Genomic DNA, 23,725 nt, shown 5'->3' on the forward strand with positions numbered 1-23,725 from the left:
CCTTTTTCACGCTGCCGCGTGAAAGGCCCTAGGCTTGAACCATGACCGAATTGTCTTGGCTTGCAACCCAATTCTCCGTTGGGGCGGCATCACGCCGCTTCAGCCCTTCAGGCGCTCGGCGTGCCAGCGCAGATGATCGGACATGAACGTGGAGATGAAGTAGTAGCTGTGGTCATAGCCGGGTTGCCGGCGCAAGGTGAGGGGGATTTTGGCTTTCTCGCAGGCGCTTTGCAGCAGCTCCGGGCGGAGCTGTTCCGTCAGAAACTGATCGGCATCGCCGTAGTCGACCAAGAGATCGGACACTCTGGCGCCATCCTCGATCAACGCAACCGCATCATGCTTGCGCCATGCCTGCCGGTCGTTGCCAAGGTAGCCGCCGAGCGCCTTGATGCCCCATGGCGCCTGCGAGGGAGCGACGATCGGCGAAAACGCGCTTGCAGCGCGATAGCGGTCGGGATGGCGCAGCGCGACCGTCAGTGCACCGTGGCCGCCCATGGAGTGGCCGAGAATGGATTGCCGATTGGGATCGACGGGAAAATTTTCGGCGACCAGTTTCGGCAGTTCTTCCGTAACATAACTCCACATCCGGTAATTGCGGGCGAATGGCTCCTGCGTCGCATCGACATAGAAGCCGGCGCCAAGTCCGAAATCATAGGCATTGGCGGGATCGCCGGGCACGCCTTCGCCGCGCGGGCTGGTGTCGGGCGCAGCGAAGATCAATCCAAGCGCGGCGCAGGCGCTGCGGAATTCGCCCTTTTCCGTCACGTTGGCGTGGGTGCAGGTCAGGCCGGAGAGATACCAGGCCACCGGCAGCCTGGCGCCGCCGGCGTGCGGAGGGACATAGACCGAGAAGGTCATGTCGGTCCCGGTTTCGCGGCTGGAGTGCTTGTAAACGCCCTGCACACCGTTGTGCGATTTGTTGAGCGAAACGGTTTGCATCTTCATGAATTGACCACTCCAGCGCCGCGCCACGTCATCTCAAGCCACGCGGTTCTCGATTGCTAACCGCACCAGTTCGGCAGATGTACGCACGCCGAGCTTCTGGCGCATGATCGAGGATGTATTGGCGACCGTCTTGTAGGAGGAATGGACCAACCAAGCAATTTCGGACAGACTTTTTCCGGCACTGAGCAGGCGCAATATTTCCATCTCGCGCGAAGTCAGTTTTGAAAGCGGGCTCTGGGCGAACGAGGGTCTCGCGAATGCAATACTTCGCGCCATCGCCGGCGGCAGATAAACTCCTCCCTTTGCAACTTCACGGATGGCCTCAACCAGGTCCTGGGGATCCCCGGTTTTGGAAACATAACCCTTGGCGCCGACTTGGATGGCGCGCGCGGCGAATACCGGATCATCGTTCATGCTGAACATGATGATACGTACCGACGCATCGCGCCCGAGGAGGCGTCGCGCCAGTTCAAACCCGGACACCGTCGGCAGGTTGATATCGAGCACGCAGATATCAGGATGACGTTCGCCGAACACGCGCTCGCCACTCTCCGCGTCGGAGGCCTCCAATATGTCGATCTCGGGGTCGTCCGCGAACAGGGCACGGCACCCCGAAGCAACGATACGATGGTCATCAACGATCAGAACGCGCATTGGCATTGGTCCCGAATACCCGCGTCGATCCCGTTGCTGCACCACATCAGGTGAGACGCGGCACCGATGTCGGAGCGATACTTGCCGTCGATGGTCATGCAACCCGAGCGATGTTGCTGTACGCTTCGATTAGATAGACGCCTATTTTATCTGTCAACGCTCCCCTGGATGCGGAACCGAAGACGACTTCGCTCCCAGACAAAGGCGATTTCACTCCTGGACAAAGGCCATGTGGCAAAAATTTTCGTTGCGAGACCGGATCAACTTGCTGCTCGCGCTCGTCCTCGCGCTCGGCTTAGCCGTCAATATTACGCGACTTGTGCTCGAGGCCGGGCCCCGCGTCCAGGCCGAAGATCAAAGCGTCATACGGCTGGCGCGTGAATTTATCGACACGATCGTTGCGGGACTGAAGGAGGCGCCGGACGCAGACGTGCGGCTGAACCAGATTGTTCACGACCTCAACCGGCTTCGCCACGTCAGTATCACGCGGCAGGGTGAAGCGGTCGAGAGATCCGGGGCAGCGGCCAACCCGGACGACAATGCCGATGCACGCTCGCCGCCGGCATGGTTTGTCACGCTTGTTCACCCCGAAAAGACCACGGTGAACGTGCCGATTTCGATCCAGGGAAAGCCGGGATCGCTCCTGATCACATCGCATCCGAACGACGAGGTGGCCGAGATCTGGGATGGAATTATCACCCAACTCCAGATCGGCACGGTGATTGCCATCGTTCTTTTCCTCATTACGACCAGGGTCGTCAGCCGGGCGCTTGCGCCAATCCAGACGCTTTCGGAAGCAATGACGAAAATCGAAGCCGGTAGCTACGACACGCGCGTGAAACCGGATGGCCCACCAGAACTCGTTGTCATTTGCGACAAGTTGAATCACCTTGCGGCCACTCTGGGCAACGCCGTTGACGACAAGAGGCGTCTGGCCGAGCGCGTCGTCTCGCTGCAGGATGTCGAACGCAAGGAAATTGCACGCGAGCTGCACGATGAGTTTGGGCCCTATCTCTTTGCTTTGCGAGCGCACGCCAGTGCGTTGACGCGGATCGCAGATGCAAGGGATCCGAACGTGGAGGCCACGCGAAAGCACGGCAACGCCATACTGGAACAGGTGAATGCCTTGCAGCAATCCAATCGGCGGGTTCTTGAAAAGCTGCGGCCGGTGGGGCTGACGGAGCTTGGTCTTCGCGAAGCGCTTGGCGCGCTCCTGCGTCTATGGGGGGAGTCGCATCCCGAAATCGCTATCGAAACGGCAATCTCGCAGTCGCTGGGCGACGCAGGCGAGACGGCCGATTTGACGATCTACCGCACCATTCAGGAAGCACTGACCAACGTCTTTCGTCATGCGGGCGCCACCTCTGTCAACGTAACCGTTGAGCCCATTGAGCTGTCGTCGGGATTGACCGGACGAGGCGGCGCTTTGGTGCGGGTCCGCGACAATGGCGGCGGATTGAGGCCGGATCACAAGCTTGGTCTTGGGCTCACGGGAATGCGGGAGCGCATTCTGGCGCTGGGGGGCTCGCTCACGATTGCTTCCGGAGACAGCGGCGTAACCGTGGAGGCGGTGGTTCCGAGGGACGCGCGTTACTGATTCGGGAATTTTTCCCGCCGTGGTCGGGACGTTTTGAATGGTGCGAGATCCGATTGGCGTCCTAAGATCATCCGCAACCAACCGGCGGGGACCAATGCGGCCGGTATGGAATGGGGATGAAACAGAATGGGCGCTCGATTCCTGTATATTGGGACACTATCGCTATGTCTCGTTCCCGGGATCGAACGTGCCGAGGCCCAAACCGCGTCCAGAGATAGCGAAGTCTTGCCCGCCATCGAGGTCACTGCCCCAACGACATCAGCCAGACCAGCGGCCCGACCAGCCCGCGGCAGTACCGCACCTCGAGCCACCCGAAATGTGCGTAGGGTCTATGTCTATCCGACCGCGCCTACGCCGGTCGCCGGTACGGGAATTGATGTCGACAAGGTGCCGGCAGCGATCAATGCCGTTGGTGCCGCGCAGATTGCGCGAACCGACTCGCTGAACATTACCGACGCCCTGCAGCAACACGTGCCGGGCCTCATCGTCAGCGACACTACCGGAAATCCATTTATGCCGGGCATACAGTTTCGAGGTTTTGATTCGTCTCCGGTCGCCGGTACTCCTCAGGGATTGGCGGTTTACCAGAACGGCATGCGCATCAACGAAGCGTTCGGCGACACTGTTAATTGGGACTTGATCCCGACCGCTGCGATCAGATCGGTCACCGTCGTAACCAACAATCCCGCGTTCGGTCTCAATGCGCTGGGCGGAGCTGTCAACGTACTGATGAAGGACGGCTTCAACTATAAGGGTGCCGAAATCAACACGATGGGGGGCTCGTTCGGGCGCATCCAGAGTTCGGCGCAGTATGGCCAGCAGTTCGGCAATTGGTCGGTCTACGGTGCGCTCGAAGGCGTGCGTGACAACGGATACCGCAATTTTTCGGAATCAGCTATTCGGCGTTTCTATGGCGATGTCGGCTACCGGACCGATAGCAGCGAATTTCACCTCAATGTAGGCGTTGCCAAAAACAATTTCGGCGCATCGGCGGCGGTGCCGGTCGAACTGCTGCAGAACTATTGGGGCGCGACCTATACAACACCGCAGACCACCGACAATCGTGTTGCCTACGCCAATCTGACCGGAAAGGTCGAGGTGACGCCGACCTGGACGATCGACGGTTCTGTGCGCGTCCGCACGTTCCGTCAGAAGACTGTGGACGGAAACCCGACCGAGACGGAGCGATGTGCCGCCGATCCGGGGCTGCTTTGCTTCAACGACGATGACGTGCCGGCAAACGGTCTCAACGGAGTCCAGCTTGCAAATCCTTTCCCCGCGGACGCGGTGCTGGGACAGATCGATCGGACAACGACCCGTTCGACGACGACAGGGGCTACCCTGCAGGCAACCAACACCGACCAGTTATTCGGACACAACAACCAATTCATGGTCGGCACCAGTTTCGACTCCGGCGTCACCCGCTTCGGAGCCAGCGCGGAACTGGGCACGATCGGCTCAAATTACGTCGTCAATGGCAGCGGGATATTTCTCGGACGGTCCGGCGAACCGATTTCGATCGGACCTGTCTCGCTTCGAGCCACTAACCAGTACACCGGCATCTATGCGCTCGACACGTTCGACGTGACGGACAGGTTCTCAATCGCGGGCGGTGGCCGGTTCAACTATGCCAGCATCGTGCTTCAAGATCAGATCGGCACCGACCTCAACGGCAACCACACGTTCAGCCGCTTTAACCCAATGATCGGCGGCACCTACAAAATTACGCCTGAAGTGACGGCCTATGCCGGGTATTCTGAAGCCAATCGGGCGCCGACCCCGCTGGAACTCGCATGCTCCGACCCTGCGCGCCCCTGTATCGTCGCGGCATTCCTGATCGCGGATCCGCCGCTGAAGCAGGTCATATCCCGTACCGTTGAGGCCGGATTCCGCGGCACCAAGGAGCTGAATATCGGAACGCTCGGATGGAAGATCGGCGCGTTCCGCGCGACCAATGCCGATGACATCCTGGCGATTCCCAGTCCGGAGGTGCAGGGCTTTGGCTATTTCCAGAACGTGGGCAGGACGCGGCGCCAGGGTATCGAGGCCCAGGTCAATCTGACGTCGAAGACGCTGCAACTACACGCCAGCTATGCCCTCGTCGATGCGCGCTTCCTCGACGCCCTACAACTTGACTCCCGCAGCCCGTTCGCCGTCGACGGCATTATCCAAGTCGTGCCGGGAAACCGGATTCCGGCCATCCCTCGCAACCGGGTCAAATTCGGCATCGATTATTCTGTCACCGATGCCTTCAAGGTCGGCGGCGACGCTTTGTTCGTCGCCAGCCAGTATTTTGCCGGCGATGAATCCAACCAGGCGGCGAGGTTGCCCGGGTATTCGGTTTTCAACCTGCACGCCTCGTATCAGATCAACAAGACGTATCAGCTCTACGGCCGCGTCGATAATATCTTCGACAATCGCTATGCGACGTACGGGACGTTCTTCGAGACCGGGGACATACCGAATTTCGCCAATGGCGGCGCGGCTTTCACCGACCCTCGCACGGTCAGCCCGGCGCGGCCGCGCGCCTTTTACGCGGGCCTGAAGGCAACTTGGTAGTGTCGTGGGGCAATCATCGCGGCAGACACGGCGGGAGGATACGAAGCGATTCGTCGCGACTAAAGATCCGCGGCAGCGCGTCAGCTTACCGTGCGGCTTTGACGCTCTTTTCAGGAAACGTCCGGCGCCGGATCGGCGCAGTGCGCCTTGTGGATGGCGGAGGGAACGAACCCGAAATGCTTCCGGAACACGCGGCTGAAGTGCGACGAACTGGAAAAGCCCCACGAAAATGCGACGTCCGTGATCGTCTTTCCGTTCTGGGTCTCCAGCTCCTGCCGGCAGTGCAGCAGCCTCGCCCGCCAGATATAATCGCTGACGGTCATGCCCTTGTCGCTGAACAGCATGTGCAGATAGCGCTTGGTGCAGCCCAATGCCGCCGAGATCTGGTCGATGCAAAGCTCCGGGTCTCGCAAATGCTCGCGGATGAACGCCTGGGCCCGGATGTACATCGCTTCGGGACCGACGCGATCGAACATCGTGTCGGCCTCGCGCAGCGGCAACAGCAAGAGATCGATCAGCGAATCAGCGACGCCGATGGCGTTGTAGGGCGACAGTCTGTTCGCTTCGTCAAACGCGGTGTGCACGAAGTCGTAGGCGATGCGGCCGGTGCCGTTACGCGCGGAGAGCTTGCACGGCAACATCTTCGCCGTGCGGAAGCCGCGCTCGTGAAGCAGTGCCTTTGGAACGATCACGACCTCGTGCCGGGTCAACGAGGGGCTGACGATCGTGTGCGGACAGGAGACGTCATAAGCGAGGCAATCGCCGGGCATGATGTCGATGCGACGGCCGCCCTGTTCGAAATGCGAGATGCCGTAGGTCTGGAACAGTATCTTGACGTAGGGGTGTTCGCTCAGTTTCGTGCCTGAGACCGTGTGCGCGATGCGATGCTGGCTCGCCTCGATCTGACACAGTTTCAGCTGCGAGACGGTTGTGTAGTTTATCCGCCCCTCGAGCGAAGAGCCTTCCAGCGGATCGACATCGAATTGGCCGCAGAGATCGGTCAGGGCATCTGACCAAGTTTGGAGCTGCTTCTTTGGCGCCAACCCTGACGTGCTGAGTGAGCGGACTGGATCGGACATGGCCCAAGCACCGATTCGAGAACAGGCCGCGACCTCGGCAAAAGCTTCGGTCACAGGACGCTACATTTGACTCAACTTAAGGCAGTCCTAGGAAAGTCGCGCAGATTCTTCCCAATATCCCTTTGACAATCCTCCAACTTAGTTTCGGCTGCGTCAAGGGGAACCTCGACCCCGGGAAGCGGTGGTATTTGTGGGAACAAGCCCACGATTGATGCTTCGCAGCATAAGATGAGGCTCCCGACGGCTCAAAATTAAAAAGTTCATTGTGTTTCGCTTTTGAGCAAACGCGGTTCGCTCTTGGGCAAGTTTCCCGTTTCCGAACGGGATAAGAACAGGGACGAAGAGTGGATAATGGGCCGTCTCGGCGGAACCCCAAAACTCTTAATCTGGGAGGAGACCACGATGCGCAAGGTGCTATCGGCTACCTGTCTCGGCGTCATGGCGGCATTCGCCGTGGGCGTCGCGTATGCCAACGATGAACTGATCAAGATGTCGCAGAACCCAAAGGACTGGGTGCAGCCGGCCGGCGACTACGCCAATACACGCTACTCGAAGCTTAACCAGATCAACGCATCCAATGCGGGCAAGCTCCAGGTCGCCTGGACCTTCTCGACCGGCGTGCTGCGCGGCCATGAAGGCGGGCCGCTCGTCATCGGCAACATGATGTACGTCCATACGCCGTTCCCGAACAAGGTCTATGCTCTTGACCTTTCGCAGGAGAACAAGATCGTCTGGAAGTACGAGCCGAAGCAGGATCCGAACGTCATTCCAGTGATGTGCTGCGACACGGTCAATCGCGGCGTGGCCTATGGCGACGGCAAGATCTTCCTGCATCAGGCAGACACCACGCTGGTTGCCCTCGATGCCAAGACCGGCAAGGTCGAGTGGAGCGTCAAGAACGGCGATCCCGGCAAGGGCGCCACGGGCACCTCCGCGCCACTGGTCGTCAAGGACAAGGTTCTGATTGGAATTTCCGGCGGCGAGTTCGGCGTTCAGTGTCACGTCACCGCCTACGACCTCAAGTCAGGCAAGCAGGTCTGGCGCGCCTTCTCCGAAGGGCCGGACGATCAGCTCCTGGTCGATCCCGTGAAGACCACCGATCTCGGAAAGCCGATCGGCAAGGATTCGAGCATCAAGACCTGGCAAGGCGACCAGTGGAAGATCGGTGGCGGCTGCACATGGGGCTGGCTGTCCTATGACCCCGGCCTGAACCTCGTTTACTACGGCTCGGGAAATCCCTCGACCTGGAATCCAAAGCAGCGTCCGGGCGACAACAAGTGGTCGATGACAATCTTCGCGCGCAATGCCGACACCGGGATGGCCAAGTGGGTCTACCAGATGACGCCCCACGACGAATGGGACTATGACGGCGTCAACGAAATGATCCTCAGCGATCAGCAGATCGGCGGCACGGAACGCAAGCTTCTGACCCATTTCGACCGCAACGGGCTCGCCTATACGATGGACCGTGACACCGGTGAATTGCTGGTGGCCGAGAAGTATGACCCGAAGGTCAACTGGACCACCGGCGTCGACATGAACAAGAGTTCGCCGACCTACGGGCGTCCGAAGGTGGTCGATCAGTATTCAACCGAAAAGGGCGGCGAGGACAAGAACACCAAGGGTATCTGCCCGGCCGCGCTCGGCACCAAGGACCAGCAGCCGGCAGCCTACTCGCCGGATACGCAACTGTTCTACGTGCCGACCAACCACGTCTGCATGGACTATGAGCCGTTCAAGGTGAGCTACACTGCAGGCCAGCCCTATGTCGGGGCGACGCTCTCGATGTATCCTCCTCAGGGCGAAAGCCACATGGGCAACTTCATCGCCTGGGACAACAAGACCGGCAAGATCGTGTGGTCGAACAAGGAGCCGTTCTCGGTGTGGTCAGGTGCGCTCGCTACCGCCGGCGGCGTGGTGTTCTACGGAACGCTCGAAGGTTACCTCAAGGCGGTCGATGCCAAGACAGGTAAGGAACTCTACAAGTTCAAGACCCCGTCCGGTATCATCGGTAACGTCAACACCTATGAGCAGGGCGGCAGGCAGTATGTGGCCGTGCTGTCCGGTGTCGGTGGCTGGGCGGGTATCGGCCTTGCCGCAGGCCTGACCGAGCCAACTGAAGGCCTCGGCGCAGTCGGTGGCTACGCCGCGCTGAGCAACTACACCGCGCTAGGCGGCACGCTCACCGTGTTCGCGCTGCCGCAGTAAAGCAGGACCGCCTCGTCCGGCGCGTGGCTCGTTCCACGCGCCGGTTGATCTAGACCGAACTCGAGGATGAGCTCTTGCGTATTATCTGGTTGATTACCGCCACTCTCGTGCTTGTGGCGACGGGATTGGTTGCCCACGCTGCGGACGATCCCAAGGCCGTCAAGTCGGAGGATGGCAAATATCTCGACAAGGAAGGTAACCCGACCTTCAACGTCGCGGCCGACGGGACGGTCGATTGGTACACTTATTCCGGCTTCCGTCGCTATCACTCGGAATGCCACGTCTGTCATGGCCCTGATGGGATGGGGTCGACCTACGCGCCGGCATTGAAGGATTCGCTGAAGACCATGAGCTACGGCGATTTCCTCGAAGTTGTCGCCAGTGGTCGCAAGAACGTCAATACCGCGCAGGAGAGCGTCATGCCGGCGTTCGGCGACAATCCGAATGTCGCTTGCTACATGGACGACCTCTACGTCTATCTGCGCGCCCGCGCGCATGACGCGGTCGGCCGTGTGCGACCTCCCAAGCGTGAGGACAAACCCGACGCCTACACTAAGGCGGAAACAGCCTGCATGGGGAACAAATGATCATGCCGAACATTCGCGGCGTACGTTTCGGTACCCCGATGCAGCGGCTTGTAGAGAAAATGTGGAGCCTGCAATGAAGACCCGCGCTGCTGTCGCGTTCGAGGCCAAGAAGCCTCTTGAAATCATCGAGGTTGATCTCGACGGCCCAAAAGCTGGCGAGGTCCTCGTCGAGATAAAGGCGACCGGAATCTGTCACACCGATGCTTACACGCTCGATGGCTTTGACAGCGAAGGAATCTTTCCGTCGATTCTCGGTCATGAGGGCGCAGGCATCGTCCGCGAGGTCGGTCCGGGCGTGACGTCGGTCAAGGCCGGCGATCACGTGATTCCGCTCTACACGCCGGAATGCCGCCAGTGCAAAAGCTGCCTCAGCGGCAAGACCAATCTTTGTACCGCCATCCGCGCCACCCAGGGCAAGGGGTTGATGCCGGACGGCACCTCGCGCTTCAGCTATCAGGGCAAGCCGATCTACCATTATATGGGCTGCTCGACCTTCTCGAACTTTACCGTGCTGCCGGAGATCGCGGTGGCAAAGATTCGCGAGGACGCGCCCTTCGACAAGAGCTGCTACATCGGTTGCGGGGTGACGACGGGCGTTGGCGCCGTGGTCAATACCGCCAAGGTGACGCCAGGCGCCAACGTCGTCGTATTTGGCCTCGGCGGCATCGGGCTCAACGTCATTCAGGGCGCGAAGATGGTGGGCGCCGACAAGATCGTCGGCGTTGACATCAACGATTCCAAGGAAGACTGGGGTCGCCGTTTCGGCATGACGCATTTCGTCAACCCGACCAAGGTCAGCGACATCGTCCAGCATCTGGTCGGGCTCACCGATGGCGGCGCCGACTACACCTTCGACTGCACCGGCAATACCACCGTCATGCGGCAGGCCCTCGAAGCCTGCCACCGCGGTTGGGGCGTCTCGGTCGTTATCGGAGTCGCGGAGTCCGGCAAGGAAATCGCCACCCGGCCGTTCCAACTCGTGACCGGCCGCGTCTGGAAGGGAACGGCCTTTGGCGGCGCGCGCGGCCGCACGGATGTGCCGAAAATCGTCGACTGGTACATGAACGGAAAGATCGAAATCGATCCGATGATCACGCACGTCCTCAAGCTGGAGGAGATCAACCAGGGATTCGATCTCATGCATCAGGGCAAGTCGATCCGTTCGGTTGTCGTGTTCTGATTTAAAGACTTCAAACACAAGGAGGACAGGCCCATGACTGCTCATATCCATCCATCGGTTGATAGCGGCGTGAAAAAGGGGTCGGGCAGTTTCGCCGGCGGCACCCTTGTCTGCAAATGCCAGGACAAGCCGGTCAAGGTCGCCATCAAGGGCGATGTGGCCCACAACCACGCCTGCGGCTGCACCAAATGCTGGAAGCCCGAGGGCGCGATCTTCTCCGTCGTCGCCGTCGTCCCACGCGACAATGTGAAGGTGGCCGAGAACGGCGACAAGCTGCAGATCGTCGACGCGTCGGCGACGATCCAGCGCTATGCCTGCAAGGCCTGCGGCACGCATATGTACGGGCGGATCGAGAACACGGGGCATCCATTCTTCGGCCTCGACTTCATCCATCCCGAACTGTTCCAGGAAGCTGGATCGGCAGCCCCGGGGTTTGCCGCGTTCGTGTCGTCCGTTCTGGAGTCCGGCGTCCAGCCGGCCGAGATGGATGGAATCAGGGCCCGGCTGAAGGAACTCGGGCTCGAACCCTATGATTGCCTGTCACCGCCCTTGATGGATGCAATCTCGAGCCATGTGGCAAAGGCCAAGGCCAAGGCGGCTTGAGGGCAGCTTGAAGCAGGCGCCAGCCTGATCCTCGCGACACCGAACTCGCGCTGATGGCCGCCGCCATCAGCGGAGCCGGGTGCCGCCGCAGGGGCGTGCAACTCCTTCGTTGATGCCGGCGGGTGAATGCCTGCCCGGCCAACAAGGTCGTGCAGCCATCCCGGCGACGCGGCTCTCTGGCGCGACCATCCCGCGCACAATTCTCAGACATCGCCCCCTGAGTTCCTTGCTCAGTCGCTATGCCGTCCATGGCAGGTTGCGGCGTGTGCGGTCGGCTGCACTTGACCGATGGTCTGATTTTGCATGCTGCGCCGCGATGGATTTGCCGTGGCAGCCGCAAATGTTGATGGCGGGCTTCTTCCGAAGGTGTTGACCCATCGCGCGGTTCCCTTCTATGGACGATGCTGCCCTGACCGCACAGACGTGACCTCGCAAGGATTCCCCACGATGCCGATCGCCACAGACGCCGTATTCATTCTGCCTGACGATTTCGCCGGCGCCGCGCTGATGGGGCGGATCTGGCGCCCCGATCTTGCCGGCCCGTCGGTGGTCGCGATCCGCCAGGACGGCGTGTTCGACATCACCGAGGATTTTCCCACCGCCAGCCAGCTTGCCGCCGCTGCCGATCCGGCCGGGGCGCTGCGCGCTGCGCGCGGCGCGCGGGTAGGGACGCTGCAGGATCTGTTGAACAACACGCCGCCCGACACCCGCGATCCGACCAGGCCATGGCTGCTTGCCCCGATCGATCTGCAGGTGATCAAGGCTGCTGGCGTCACGTTCGCCGTATCGATGCTGGAACGGGTGATCGAGGAGCGGGCACGCGGCAATCCGGATTCGGCGCAAGCCATCCGGGCCGAGGTGACGCGGATCGTCGGCACCGATCTGTCGCGGTTGAAGCCGGGCTCGGCGGAAGCGCAGCACGTGAAGGACGTGCTGGTTTCCCAAAATGCCTGGAGTCAGTATCTCGAAGTCGGCATCGGGCCGGATGCGGAGGTGTTTACCAAGGCGCCCGTCCTGTCGGCGGTCGGCACATGCGTGGATGCAGGCCTGCATCCGAAATCGACCTGGAATAATCCGGAGCCCGAGGTGGTGCTGGTGGTGACGAGCGACGGCCGTATCGTCGGCGCCACGCTTGGCAATGATGTCAATTTGCGCGACTTCGAGGGACGCTCGGCGCTGCTTTTGTCCAAGGCCAAGGACAACAACGCGTCCTGCGCCATCGGGCCGTTCGTGCGCTTCTTCGACGCGGGCTTCTCGCTCGACGACGTCAGGAAGATGGAAATCTCGCTGGAAGTGAAGGGGCCGGAAGGCTTCGTTCTGCATGGCGCTTCCTCGCTAACCCAGATCAGTCGCGATCCGACCGACATCGTCGGGCAGACGATCAACGAGAACCATCAATATCCCGACGGTTTCGTGTTGTTCCTCGGCACGATGTTCGCGCCGATCCAGGACCGTGCCGCGAAGGGGCAGGGGTTCACCCATGTAGAAGGCGATCTGGTGACGGTCGCCACGCCGAAGCTCGGCCGGCTGACCAACCGGATGCGCCACAGCGGCGATTGCGAACCCTGGAAATTCGGCCTGACCGAGCTCTTCGCCGCGTTGATGCGCCGCAAAGGTGCCAGCCGAAGCGGCAATTAGCCTCAAGCCACGACAACCGGAAGGCACTTCCGCAATGGCGAAAATCAGGGTTGGTCTGGCCGGCTGCGGCTTCGTGTCCGAGCTGCACATGCATGCCTACCGGCGCGTTTACGGCGTGGATGTCGAAGTCAGGGCCGTTGCGGCCAGGGGCGATCATGTCGTCGAGTTTGCCCGTCGCCACCATATCCCGACGGCGTATCGCAGCTTGCGCGACTTGATCGCCGACGCTGATATCGATGTCATCGACATCTGCACGCCACCCAATTTGCACGCCTCAATGATCGTTGATGCGATGCAGGCCGGTAAGCACGTGATCTGCGAAAAGCCGTTCGCCGGCTATTTCGGCCGCGAAGGCGACAAGCTTCCGATCGGCAAGCATGTGTCGAAAGCGCTGATGTACGAGCGCGTGCTGGAACAGATGGAAGCCACCCGCGCGGCGATCGACAAGACCGGCCGGCTCTTCATGTATGCCGAGGACTGGATCTACGCGCCGGCGGTGACCAAAACCGTGGAGATCCTCAAGGCCACGAAAGACAAAATCCTGTTCATGAAGGGGGAGGAGAGTCACTCCGGCTCGCATGCTGCGCACGCCGCGCAATGGGCGATGACTGGCGGCGGCTCGCTGATCCGGATGGGGTGCCATCCGCTCTCGGCGATACTCTATCTCAAGCAGGTCGAGGCGAAGGCGCGTGGCGAGGCGATCAGCGTCGCAAGCGTGACGTGCGACGTCGGCAACGTCACGGCATGCCTGCGCCCGGACGAACGGACCGTGCTCAAAGCCAATCCCGTCGATGTCGAGGATTGGGGCGTGCTCACGGCCACCTTTTCCGATGGCACCAAGGCCACGGTTTTTTCCGGCGACATGATCCTCGGCGGCGTCCGCAACCTGATCGAAACCTATACCAGCAGCGGCTCGCTGTTCGCCAACATCACGCCGAATACGCACATGATGAGCTATCAGACCAGCGAGGAGAAGCTCGCAGGCGTCTACATCACCGAAAAGGTCGATCGGAAGACCGGCTGGCAATATGTCTGCATCGAGGAGGAATGGACGCGCGGCTACGTGCAGGAAATCCAGGATTTCATGGAGTGCGTCGCGACCGGCCGGCAGCCGCTCTCGGATCTGGCGCTGGCCTTTGAGACCATCAAGGTCAACTATGCCGGCTATTGGGCCGCCGAAGAAGGCCGTCGCGTTACGCTGTGAGTTGATCTCCCTCGCCCCGCTCTCGCGGGGTGAGGGGCAATTCCGCAAATTCGAACGATGTGAATGCGCGGAGAGTCCTCGTCACTCCCGCGTCAGGCGGCGTACACCGACGATTTCGGCAGCGGGAAGACCGGGTCCTGCGTCCTTATATTGGTCGGCCAAACCACCGAGATATGCTCGCCGGCATTCTGCATCACGACCGGGGTCGAGCGCTCGTTCTGACCTGAGAGCGGCGTGCCGGGCCGATAGAATTTGACGCCGTAGCCCTGGATGGTGCCGCCTGGCGGGATGTCCACGTCGAGCGCCGCCTTGCGAATGGCCTCGGGATCGAAGCCGCCGTATTTCTCTTTTGCCACGGGTAGCACGCTGTTGAGCAGGACCCAGGTCTGGTTGAATCCCATCGAACAGTGCGGCGGAACGTCGGTCGCGCTGGTTTTCTCCTTGTAGCGCGCGACCATGATCTTGGTGAGGTCGCCGATCCCGGGCGCGAGTTTCGAAGCATCGAGCAATTGAGCGGGCACCGGATCGATATTGCAGAAATTGTCGATGTCCGCGGCGAACGTCGCCCGCAGCTTGTCGAGCTGGCTATAGCCGGCGCCGGCGCCGAACAGCATCTTGAACTTGAGGCCGTTCTCGCGTGCCTGGCGCAGGAACAGGGTGATATCAGGGTTGTATCCCGCGTGCGAAATGACATCTGGCCGGGCACGCTTGAGCTTTGTCACCAGCACCGAGAGGTCGGGTGCGGACGCTGAATAGCCTTCCCTGAGCACGACCTGAAGGCCGGCCTCCTTGGAATATGCCTCGTCGGCAGCGGCAACGCCGACCCCATAGGGGCCGTCCTCGTGGATCAGCGCGACCTTGACGTCCTTGGGCTCCATGCCGAGCTTGGCCTTGGCGTGTTCGCTGATGAAGCCCGCGAAGGCCTGGCCATACTGGTCGGAGTGGATTTGCGCGCGAAACACATACTGCAGGTTCTTGTCCTTGAACACGGCGGTCGAAACCGCGGTCGTGATCCAGAGGATCTTCTTCTGCTGCTCGACTTTGGCCGCGAGCGGGACCGCGTGCGAACTCGCATAAACGCCGTTGATGATGTCGATCTTCTCCTGGTCGATCAGGCGATTGGCCTCATTGATCGCAACGTCGGGCTTGCTCTGGGAATCGGCGGCGATCGGGGCGACCTTGTACTTGCCACCGATGCCACCCTTCTCGTTGACGAGGTCGATGGCGATCTGCGCACCGATCGAGGAGGCGACCGATCCACCGGCGGCAAAGGGCCCGGTCAAGTCGTAGATCAGGCCGATGCGCACCGTCTCGGCTTGTGCTTGCGCGCGGGTCCAATCGAGGCTGAATGCGGCGGCAGCAGCCGCAGAAGTCTTCAGCAGCGTTCTGCGTGAAGTCGGCATCGTGTCCTCCCACTGATTATTATTATCGCCGGGACTGGTTCTTCCAGTTCTCGGTCAAGTATTTGGAGAATACGGACGGAAGTCAACCTGCGCGCGCGCGTCATGGGCCGCTCACGGCTGCGGAAACGTGTGGCCAGGCAGGCAAGGGCGGCAGGGCTCACCAACTAAAGTCTGATAGCGGAGGGAGGATGCGAACTTTGTTTCGCCAGTTTGGTTTTCAATCGAGAGCGCGATGCGTGGCCATCATGTTCAAGAGGCTCCAGCGCATCTCTGTGTTGGAGCGCCGGGCTGACGAGTTTGGCGTTCAGCCAGTCCGTCGGCATTCGCATATCGCGCTATCGGCGTCTGCCGCGTGCCGACGTGCGGGTGATCCTTATCCTGCCTTGGGTTCGCGGCAGGAATTGCGCGCCTCGCGCGCTGAGGAATTCCAGCATGGCGCGTGCCGGCGGCAGCAGGATCTTGTCCTTTCGGGAAAGGGCGAACCATTGCCTGATGACGGGAAGACCAACCACGTCGAGCGTCACCAGCCGCCGCTCGTCGAGTTCGGTAGCAACCGTGTGCGCCGAAATGAATGCAATTCCGAGACCCGCGATCACTGCCTGCTTGATCGTCTCGTTGCTGCTCATCGCCATGCCGATTTTCGGCCGAATTCGCGCCGTTTCGAACAGTTGCTCCATCAGGCCGCGCGTGCCCGAGCCGGGTTCGCGGGTCAGGAATGTTTCGTCAGCCAGGTGGCTCAGCGGGATGCGGGATTTTCGCACCAGGCGATGGCTCGTCGGCGCGATGATGACATGGGGATGATCGCCGATCGGGTGAACGTCCATGTCGATATCAGCCGGTGGACGGCCCATGATCGCGAAATCGAGATCATAGCCGCGTAGCGCCTCGCCGATCTCCTGCCGGTTTCCGATCGAGAGTGTGACATCGATGTTCGGATGGCGTTTTGAGAATCCGGAGATCATGAACGGCACGAAATATTTCGCGGTGCTGACGGCGCCGATCGAAATGCGGCCCGCAGTCTTTCCCGCCATCATCTCGAGCGAGGTCTCGCAGTCCGCAATCGCTGCTTCGATACGCTCGGAGAGCGAGAGCACCTCGCGCCCGGCATCGGTCAACAGCATACCATCACTGGTGCGCTGGATCAGCGGCAAACCTGCAAGCTCCTGCAGATTGCGGATCTGCAGCGTGACGGCCGGCTGCGTGAGATGCAGGTGTTTGGCGGCGGCGGTAACCGACCTATCCCGGTGAACGGCTGCGAGCGCGCGCAGTTGGCGAATGGTCAATTCCCGCGGAAACCTGCCTGCCATGGGTCCACCAACATAAGAAAAACTTTGCCAAACCCAAAGATAAGAAAATTTCACTAATTTTGCAAATTGGGTTGTTCTTGGAGCGCGGAGTGCCTGATGGCATGACGCGTTGGGTGGCCCCGAAGAGGGCGCCAATCGGGGAACGGCCATGGACGCACGCATAACCCTATGCTCGCATCTCGACCATGCAGGGTCGGAGACGCCGACCGGCCCGGCCGTGGCCGCCGTGATCGAGGCGATTGCCGCTGCGGCGATCGGCCTCTCTGATCTTATCGCCGACGGACCGTTGGCGGGCATTACCGGGCGAACCCGTGGCGTCAATTCCGACGGCGACCATCAGAAGGATATCGACCTCGCCGCCGACGCGATGATGCGCACAGCGTTACGTGCCACCCCGGTCGCTGCCGTCCTGTCCGAGGAACTGGAACTGCCTGAAGTGCTCAATGCCGAGGCGTCGCTCTGCGTCGCCATCGACCCGCTCGACGGATCGGCCAACCTCGAGAACAACATCTCGGTTGGAACCATCTTTTCGATTCGTTCGCGCGGCAACGATATCATCTCCACTTTCTTCGAGCCTGGGACGGCGCAGTGTGCCGCAGGTTTCGTGGTCTACGGCCCTCAGACCACGCTGGTTCTGGCGTTCGACGAGCGTGTCGACATCTTCATTCTGGACAGGCGTGCCCGGGAATTCCTGCTGATCGCGCGCCGCGTGAGGATTGCGCCCAACACGCCTGAGTTTGCCATCAACGCGTCGAACCAGCGACACTGGCATGGGCCGGTGCGGGCCTATATCGACGATTGCCTCGCCGGCACCAGCGGCAACGGTTCGACCGATTTCAATATGCGCTGGATCGGCTCGCTGGTCGCGGAGTCGCTTCGTATTCTCGTCCGTGGCGGCGTGTTCCTGTATCCGGCGGATGCGCGCCCGGGATATCGCGACGGACGTCTTCGCCTGCTTTACGAAGCGCATCCGATGGCCCTCGTGATGGAGTGGGCGGGCGGGGCCGCGTCCACCGGCCGCCGGCGCATTCTCGAACTTTCGGCGAAAACGCCGCACCAGCGGGTGCCGTTGATCATGGGGTCGATGCGCAGCGTTCGCGACGTTGCGGCCATTCATGAAGGTATCGAGCCGATGTTCGACAATAGCGACGCGCCGCTGTTCGCGCGGCGCGGCCTGTTTCGCTGACCGGAAAGAGCAGATGTCGCGCAGCTATCCCATCATATCGATTACCGGATCATCCGGAGCCGGCACGACCTCGGTGAAGAAGACGTTTGAAAACATCTTCCGCCGCGAAAAGGTCGCGGCCGCCTATGTCGAGGGCGATGCCTTCCACCGCTACAACCGCTTTGAGATGCGCGCAAAAATGGCTGAGGAGGCCGAGCGCGGCAACAAGCATTTCAGCCATTTCAGCCCGGAAACAAACCTGTTCGAGGAGCTGGAGAAGTTGTTCCGCGACTACGGCGAGTCCGGGACCGGAACCGTCAGGCACTATGTCCACGATCATGACGAGGCCAAGCTCTATGGCGCAGACCCGGGCACATTCACCGAATGGACGCCGTTGCCCGAAAAGTCGGATCTGTTGTTCTATGAAGGTCTGCATGGCGCTGTCGTGACCGACAAGGTCAATATCGCGCAGCATGCCGATCTCAAGATCGGCGTCGTTCCCGTCATCAATCTGGAGTGGATCCAGAAGCTGCATCGCGACCGCAGCGACCGCGGCTACACCGCCGAGGCGGTCACCGATACCATCCTGCGGCGGATGCCGGACTATATAAATTACATCTGCCCGCAATTCACCGAAACCGACATCAACTTCCAGCGCGTGCCGACGGTCGACACGTCGAACCCGTTCATCGCGCGCTGGATACCGACGCCCGACGAATCGATGGTGGTGATCCGGCTCAAAAATCCGCGCGGCATCGACTTTCCCTACCTGCTGTCGATGATTCCGAACAGTTTCATGTCGCGGGCCAATTCGATCGTGATCCACGGATCGAAGCTCGATCTCGCGATGCAGCTCATCCTCACCCCGCTGATCCTGCAACTGATGGAACGCAAGAGGCGCACGCTATGAACGATTCCGCCCTGTCCCGTATCGCCACCCAGCCGGTCGTCTCGCATGCTGAAATGGCGAACGCGATCCGCTTTCTGGCCATCGACGCCGTCGAAAACGCGAAGTCGGGCCATCCCGGCATGCCGATGGGTATGGCCGATGTCGCCACCGTGCTGTTTTCGCGCTTCCTTAAGTTCGACGCCGCCGATCCGGCGTGGCCGGATCGCGACCGGTTCGTATTGTCAGCCGGTCACGGCTCGATGCTGCTGTATGCGTTGCTGCATTTGACCGGCTACCAAGGCGTGACGACGGACGAGCTGAAGGCGTTCCGGCAGTGGGGATCGAAAACCCCTGGCCATCCGGAGTACGGGCATACGCCCGGCGTGGAGACGACCACGGGGCCGCTGGGGCAGGGGATCGCTACCGCAGTCGGCATGGCGCTGGCGGAACGCCTGATGAATGCGCGCTTCGGCGACGATCTTGTCGATCACCACACCTATGTGATCGCCGGCGACGGCTGTTTGATGGAGGGCATCAGCCAGGAAGCGATTTCGCTGGCAGGACATCTCGGGCTCAGCCGGCTGATCGTGCTGTATGACGACAACGAAATCTCGATCGACGGATCGACATCGCTGTCGTGCTCGGATGACCAGCTCGCGCGCTTCAAGGCGTCGGGTTGGTCGGCGACCCGGATCGATGGCCATGATCCCGAAGCGATTGCTGCAGCGATCCGGCAGGCCCGGAACGACAGCCGGCCATCCCTGATTGCCTGCCGCACGGTGATCGGTTTCGGCGCGCCCAACCGTCAGGGGACGGAAAAGGCGCATGGCGCGCCGCTCGGTGCGGATGAAGTCGAGAAGACGCGCAGCACGTTGGATTGGCCGCACGCGCCATTTCAGATTCCAGGGGCCGTAACCGATGCCTGGCGTGAAATTGGCGCACAAGGATATGCAGCGCGGCGGGCATGGATCGAGCGCAGCAGACGCCTCAGTTCGACAGGACGGTCGCCGTTTCATGACGCGCTGAATCGAAAGCTGCCCTGTGGGTATGTCGACGTGATGGCGCGGATACGGACCCGGTTCGGCACCGAACGGCCGAAAATCGCGACCCGGCAGGCGTCGCAACTGGTGATCGACGTGATCGCGGAAGCGCTGCCCAATCTGCTTGGTGGCTCGGCCGACCTGACCCATTCGAACCTGACGCGCGCAAAGACGCAGCAGTCGGTGCGGCCCGATGCCTTCGATGGCAGCTATATCCACTACGGCGTCCGTGAGCATGCCATGGCGGCCGCGATGAACGGGATCGCACTGCATGGCGGCTTCATCCCATATGGCGGGACGTTTCTCAGCTTTGCAGATTACAGCCGCCCTGCGATCAGGTTGGCCGCGTTGATGGGGATCCGCGTCATCCATGTGATGACGCATGACTCGATCGGGCTGGGCGAAGACGGTCCAACGCATCAGCCGGTCGAGCATCTGGCATCGCTGCGGGCGATACCGAACCTGCTGGTGTTCCGCCCGGGCGATGCGGTCGAGACGGCGGAGGCATGGGATTGCGCGTTGCGGGCAGATAGCACTCCGTCGGTGCTGTGCCTGTCCCGGCAGGCGCTCCCGACATTCCGCGAAGAGACCAACGAAACCAATCTGGTCGCGTTTGGCGCCTACGTCGTCGTCGAACCGGAGGAGGAGCGCGACGTCACCTTGATCGCGACCGGCTCCGAACTATCGATCGCGCTTGAGGCGGTCAAGCTGCTGGAGAAAGACAACGTCCGTGCCGCGGTCGTCTCGGCGCCGTGCTTCGAGCTGTTTCGCCGGCAATCCCGCGAATACCGCACCGCCGTTCTGGGTCGCGTGCCGAGGGTCGGTGTCGAAGCCGCGATCGAGGGCGACTGGGCGCGCTGGCTTGGCGATGGCGGCGAATTCGTCGGCATGACGGGCTTCGGCGCCTCGGCGCCGGCGGAAACTCTCTATCGGGAGTTTGGCATCACGCCGGAGGCCGTTGCGACGGCTGCCATGCGTTGTCTCGCCCGAACGAGAATGGAGACAACTTACTCATGATGCCGAACAAAATGCCAGGGAACGAATGGAGGCGCCGATGGCCAGAATCACGCTGAGACAATTGCTGGATCATGCCGCCGAGCACGGCTACGGCGTGCCGGCATTCAATATCAACAATATGGAGCAGGGGCTCGCGATCATGGACGCGGCGGCGGCCGTCGATGCGCCCGTGATCATCCAGGCCTCGCGGGGCGCGCGCTCCTATGCCAACGATATCATGCTGGCGAAGATGATCGACGCGCTGGAGGAGATGCATCCGCAGATCCCGCTCTGCCTGCATCAGGACCATGGCAACGAGGAATCGACCTGCGCCACCGCGCTTCAGCACGGCTTCACCTCCGTCATGATGGATGGTTCGCTGAAAGCCGATGCGAAGACTGCGGCGGATTATGAATACAACGTCGATATCACCCGCCGCGTGGTCGACATGGCGCACTGGATCGGCGCCTCGGTCGAAGGTGAACTGGGCGTGCTCGGCTCGCTGGAGCATGGCGGCGGTGAACAGGAAGACGGCCATGGCGTCGAAGGCGAGGTCAGCCACGAACAACTGCTGACCGATCCCGACCAGGCGGTCGACTTCGTTCGCGCCACCAAGGTCGATGCGCTGGCGATTGCGATGGGGACCTCGCACGGCGCGTATAAATTCTCGCGCAAGCCGGACGGCGATATTCTTGCGATGCGGGTGGTGGAGGAAATCCATCGCCGGCTGCCCAACACGCATCTGGTGATGCACGGCTCGTCGTCGGTGCCGCAGCCGCTGCAGGATGCGTTCAACCAGTTCGGCGGCGAGATGCCGCAGACCTGGGGTGTGCCGGTCGAGGAAATCGTCCGTGGCATCAAGCACGGCGTCCGCAAGGTCAATATCGACACGGACTGCCGGCTGGCGATGACCGCGGCGTTCCGCAAGGTGGCGACGCAAAACAGAAACGAATTCGATCCGCGCAAATTCCTGAAGCCGGCAATGGATAGCTTGCGCGATCTCTGCCGCGAACGCTTCGAGCAGTTCGGCACCGCAGGCCACGCCTCGCGGATCAAGGTCATTCCGTTGGCCGAGATGGCCAAGCGCTACCGTTCGGGCGCGCTCGATCCACGCATGGGAGGAATGGCCGATGCCGCCGAATGAACTGATGACCGCCTCGATCCCAACCAATCGCCGCACACCACCTGAGGAGAGCAACATGAACATGCATTCGATGACCGTTCGCGGCAAGGATCGCTACAAGTCCGGCGTCATGGAATACAAGAAGATGGGCTATTGGGAGCCCGATTACGTTCCGAAGGACACCGACGTCATCGCGCTTTTCAGGGTTACGCCGCAGGACGGTGTCGATCCGATCGAAGCCTCCGCAGCGGTGGCCGGCGAATCCTCGACCGCGACATGGACGGTGGTCTGGACCGACCGGCTGACGGCGGCGGAGAAATACCGCGCCAAATGCTTCCGGGTCGATCCCGTGCCGAATTCACCGGGGCAGTATTTCGCCTACATCGCCTACGACATCGATCTGTTCGAGCCCGGTTCGATCGCCAATTTGTCGGCCTCCATCATCGGCAACGTGTTCGGCTTCAAGCCGCTGAAAGCGTTGCGGCTTGAGGACATGCGGTTGCCCGTAGCGTACGTGAAGACATTCCAGGGCCCGGCGACCGGGATCGTGGTCGAGCGCGAGCGGATGGACAAGTTCGGTCGACCGCTGCTTGGTGCCACCGTGAAGCCAAAGCTCGGCCTGTCCGGACGCAACTATGGACGCGTGGTCTATGAGGCGCTGAAGGGCGGGCTCGACTTCACCAAGGACGACGAGAACATCAACTCACAGCCGTTCATGCATTGGCGGGAGCGGTTCCTCTACTGCATGGAAGCCGTCAACAAGGCGCAGGCTGCGTCTGGCGAGATCAAAGGCACTTATCTCAACGTCACCGCCGGCACCATGGAGGACATGTACGAGCGTGCCGAGTTCGCCAAGGAGCTTGGCTCGGTCATCATCATGATCGATCTCGTGATCGGCTACACTGCGATCCAGTCGATGGCCAAATGGGCGCGCCGCAACGACATGATCCTGCATCTGCACCGGGCAGGGCACTCGACCTATACGAGGCAGCGCAGCCACGGCGTTTCGTTCCGCGTCATCGCGAAATGGATGCGGCTCGCCGGTGTCGATCACATCCATGCCGGCACCGTGGTCGGCAAGCTGGAGGGCGATCCCGCGACCACGCGCGGCTATTACGACATCTGCCGCGAGGACTATAACCCGGCGCGGCTGGAGCACGGCGTCTTCTTCGACCAGCACTGGGCGAGCCTCAACAAGCTGATGCCGGTGGCGTCGGGCGGAATTCACGCCGGCCAGATGCATCAGCTGCTCGATCATCTCGGCGAAGATGTGATCCTGCAGTTCGGCGGCGGCACCATCGGCCATCCCATGGGAATCCAGGCCGGCGCCACCGCTAACCGCGTGGCTCTGGAAGCGATGATCCTCGCGCGCAATGAAGGCCGCGACTATCTGCACGAGGGCCCGGAGATTCTCGCCAAGGCGGCAGAGACCTGCACACCATTGAAGGCGGCGCTCGAGGTCTGGAAGGACGTCACCTTCAACTATGAATCGACCGACATGCCGGACTACGTCCCCACGCCCTCGGTCGCGATGTAAGGAGAGCAAAT

At 61.3% G+C, this 23,725-nt stretch carries 18 protein-coding genes; 13 read left to right on the forward strand and 5 right to left on the reverse strand.

Translation table 11 applies throughout. From position 1 onward, the window contains the following. Window positions 1-99 precede the first annotated feature (99 nt). Window positions 100-945: an S-formylglutathione hydrolase gene (gene fghA, locus KIP88_RS05415; RefSeq protein ID WP_214486828.1), complete on the reverse strand. Its 846-nt coding sequence runs from the start codon at window positions 943-945 to the stop codon at window positions 100-102. Between the two features lie 33 nt (window positions 946-978). Then, window positions 979-1,599, reverse strand: a complete 621-nt coding sequence (locus KIP88_RS05420) for a response regulator transcription factor (RefSeq protein WP_214486829.1) — start codon at window positions 1,597-1,599, stop codon at window positions 979-981. A gap of 229 nt (window positions 1,600-1,828) precedes the next feature. Between KIP88_RS05420 and KIP88_RS05425 the strand changes: the two genes are divergently transcribed. Both KIP88_RS05425 and KIP88_RS05430 read left to right on the forward strand, forming a co-directional pair. Next, the gene (locus tag KIP88_RS05425; RefSeq protein ID WP_214486830.1) at window positions 1,829-3,196 is read left to right on the forward strand and encodes a histidine kinase; all 1,368 of its coding nucleotides are present in this window, start codon (window positions 1,829-1,831) and stop codon (window positions 3,194-3,196) included. Between the two features lie 126 nt (window positions 3,197-3,322). Beyond that, on the forward strand, window positions 3,323-5,755 hold the full coding sequence (locus KIP88_RS05430; RefSeq protein ID WP_214486831.1) for a TonB-dependent receptor: 2,433 nt from the start codon (window positions 3,323-3,325) through the stop codon (window positions 5,753-5,755). A gap of 110 nt (window positions 5,756-5,865) precedes the next feature. Here the strand turns inward: KIP88_RS05430 and KIP88_RS05435 are convergent, their stop codons facing one another. Next, the gene (locus tag KIP88_RS05435) at window positions 5,866-6,834 is read right to left on the reverse strand and encodes a helix-turn-helix domain-containing protein (RefSeq protein ID WP_214486832.1); all 969 of its coding nucleotides are present in this window, start codon (window positions 6,832-6,834) and stop codon (window positions 5,866-5,868) included. A gap of 402 nt (window positions 6,835-7,236) precedes the next feature. Between KIP88_RS05435 and xoxF5 the strand changes: the two genes are divergently transcribed. The 6 genes from xoxF5 to KIP88_RS05465 all read left to right on the forward strand — a co-directional run bounded on the left by xoxF5 (window position 7,237) and on the right by KIP88_RS05465 (window position 14,254). Continuing rightward, entirely contained in the window at window positions 7,237-9,042 is a 1,806-nt protein-coding gene (xoxF5, locus tag KIP88_RS05440) for a lanthanide-dependent methanol dehydrogenase XoxF5 (RefSeq protein WP_214486833.1), read from the forward strand. A gap of 107 nt (window positions 9,043-9,149) precedes the next feature. Further along, window positions 9,150-9,629: a c-type cytochrome, methanol metabolism-related gene (locus KIP88_RS05445; RefSeq protein WP_308163299.1), complete on the forward strand. Its 480-nt coding sequence runs from the start codon at window positions 9,150-9,152 to the stop codon at window positions 9,627-9,629. Window positions 9,630-9,702: 73 nt separating this feature from the next. Beyond that, entirely contained in the window at window positions 9,703-10,809 is a 1,107-nt protein-coding gene (locus tag KIP88_RS05450) for an S-(hydroxymethyl)glutathione dehydrogenase/class III alcohol dehydrogenase (protein WP_214486835.1), read from the forward strand. Window positions 10,810-10,842: 33 nt separating this feature from the next. After that, on the forward strand, window positions 10,843-11,412 hold the full coding sequence (gene gfa / locus KIP88_RS05455) for an S-(hydroxymethyl)glutathione synthase (protein ID WP_214486836.1): 570 nt from the start codon (window positions 10,843-10,845) through the stop codon (window positions 11,410-11,412). A 447-nt stretch (window positions 11,413-11,859) separates the two neighbouring features. Then, entirely contained in the window at window positions 11,860-13,050 is a 1,191-nt protein-coding gene (locus tag KIP88_RS05460) for a fumarylacetoacetate hydrolase family protein (protein ID WP_214486837.1), read from the forward strand. Window positions 13,051-13,084: 34 nt separating this feature from the next. Further along, window positions 13,085-14,254 (forward strand): Gfo/Idh/MocA family protein, encoded by a 1,170-nt coding sequence (locus KIP88_RS05465; protein ID WP_214486838.1) that lies wholly within the window; start codon window positions 13,085-13,087, stop codon window positions 14,252-14,254. Between the two features lie 92 nt (window positions 14,255-14,346). Here the strand turns inward: KIP88_RS05465 and KIP88_RS05470 are convergent, their stop codons facing one another. Next, window positions 14,347-15,657, reverse strand: coding sequence for an ABC transporter substrate-binding protein (locus tag KIP88_RS05470; protein WP_214486839.1), 1,311 nt, complete (start codon window positions 15,655-15,657; stop codon window positions 14,347-14,349). A 335-nt stretch (window positions 15,658-15,992) separates the two neighbouring features. Beyond that, a complete protein-coding gene (locus KIP88_RS05475) occupies window positions 15,993-16,964 on the reverse strand; it encodes a LysR family transcriptional regulator (RefSeq protein WP_214486840.1) in 972 nt (323 codons plus the stop codon). A 148-nt stretch (window positions 16,965-17,112) separates the two neighbouring features. Here KIP88_RS05475 and KIP88_RS05480 point away from each other — a divergent pair, with 148 nt between their 5' ends. The 5 genes from KIP88_RS05480 to KIP88_RS05500 are packed head-to-tail and all read left to right on the forward strand — an operon-like array spanning window position 17,113 to window position 23,714. Continuing rightward, the gene (locus KIP88_RS05480) at window positions 17,113-18,150 is read left to right on the forward strand and encodes a class 1 fructose-bisphosphatase (protein ID WP_214486841.1); all 1,038 of its coding nucleotides are present in this window, start codon (window positions 17,113-17,115) and stop codon (window positions 18,148-18,150) included. A gap of 13 nt (window positions 18,151-18,163) precedes the next feature. Continuing rightward, window positions 18,164-19,039 carry a phosphoribulokinase gene (locus KIP88_RS05485; RefSeq protein ID WP_214486842.1) on the forward strand — a complete coding sequence of 292 codons (876 nt, stop codon included), beginning with the start codon at window positions 18,164-18,166 and terminating at the stop codon, window positions 19,037-19,039. Then, window positions 19,036-21,075 (forward strand): transketolase, encoded by a 2,040-nt coding sequence (gene tkt / locus KIP88_RS05490; protein ID WP_214486843.1) that lies wholly within the window; start codon window positions 19,036-19,038, stop codon window positions 21,073-21,075. Before KIP88_RS05485 ends, tkt begins: the two co-directional genes overlap by 4 nt. A 37-nt stretch (window positions 21,076-21,112) precedes the next feature. Next, window positions 21,113-22,198 (forward strand): class II fructose-bisphosphate aldolase, encoded by a 1,086-nt coding sequence (gene fba / locus KIP88_RS05495; RefSeq protein ID WP_214486844.1) that lies wholly within the window; start codon window positions 21,113-21,115, stop codon window positions 22,196-22,198. Between the two features lie 55 nt (window positions 22,199-22,253). Continuing rightward, on the forward strand, window positions 22,254-23,714 hold the full coding sequence (locus tag KIP88_RS05500) for a form I ribulose bisphosphate carboxylase large subunit (protein ID WP_214486845.1): 1,461 nt from the start codon (window positions 22,254-22,256) through the stop codon (window positions 23,712-23,714). The last annotated feature ends 11 nt before the right edge of the window (window positions 23,715-23,725 follow it).

The sequence above is a fragment of the Bradyrhizobium sp. SRL28 genome, from assembly GCF_018596315.1.
Lineage (GTDB): Bacteria > Pseudomonadota > Alphaproteobacteria > Rhizobiales > Xanthobacteraceae > Bradyrhizobium.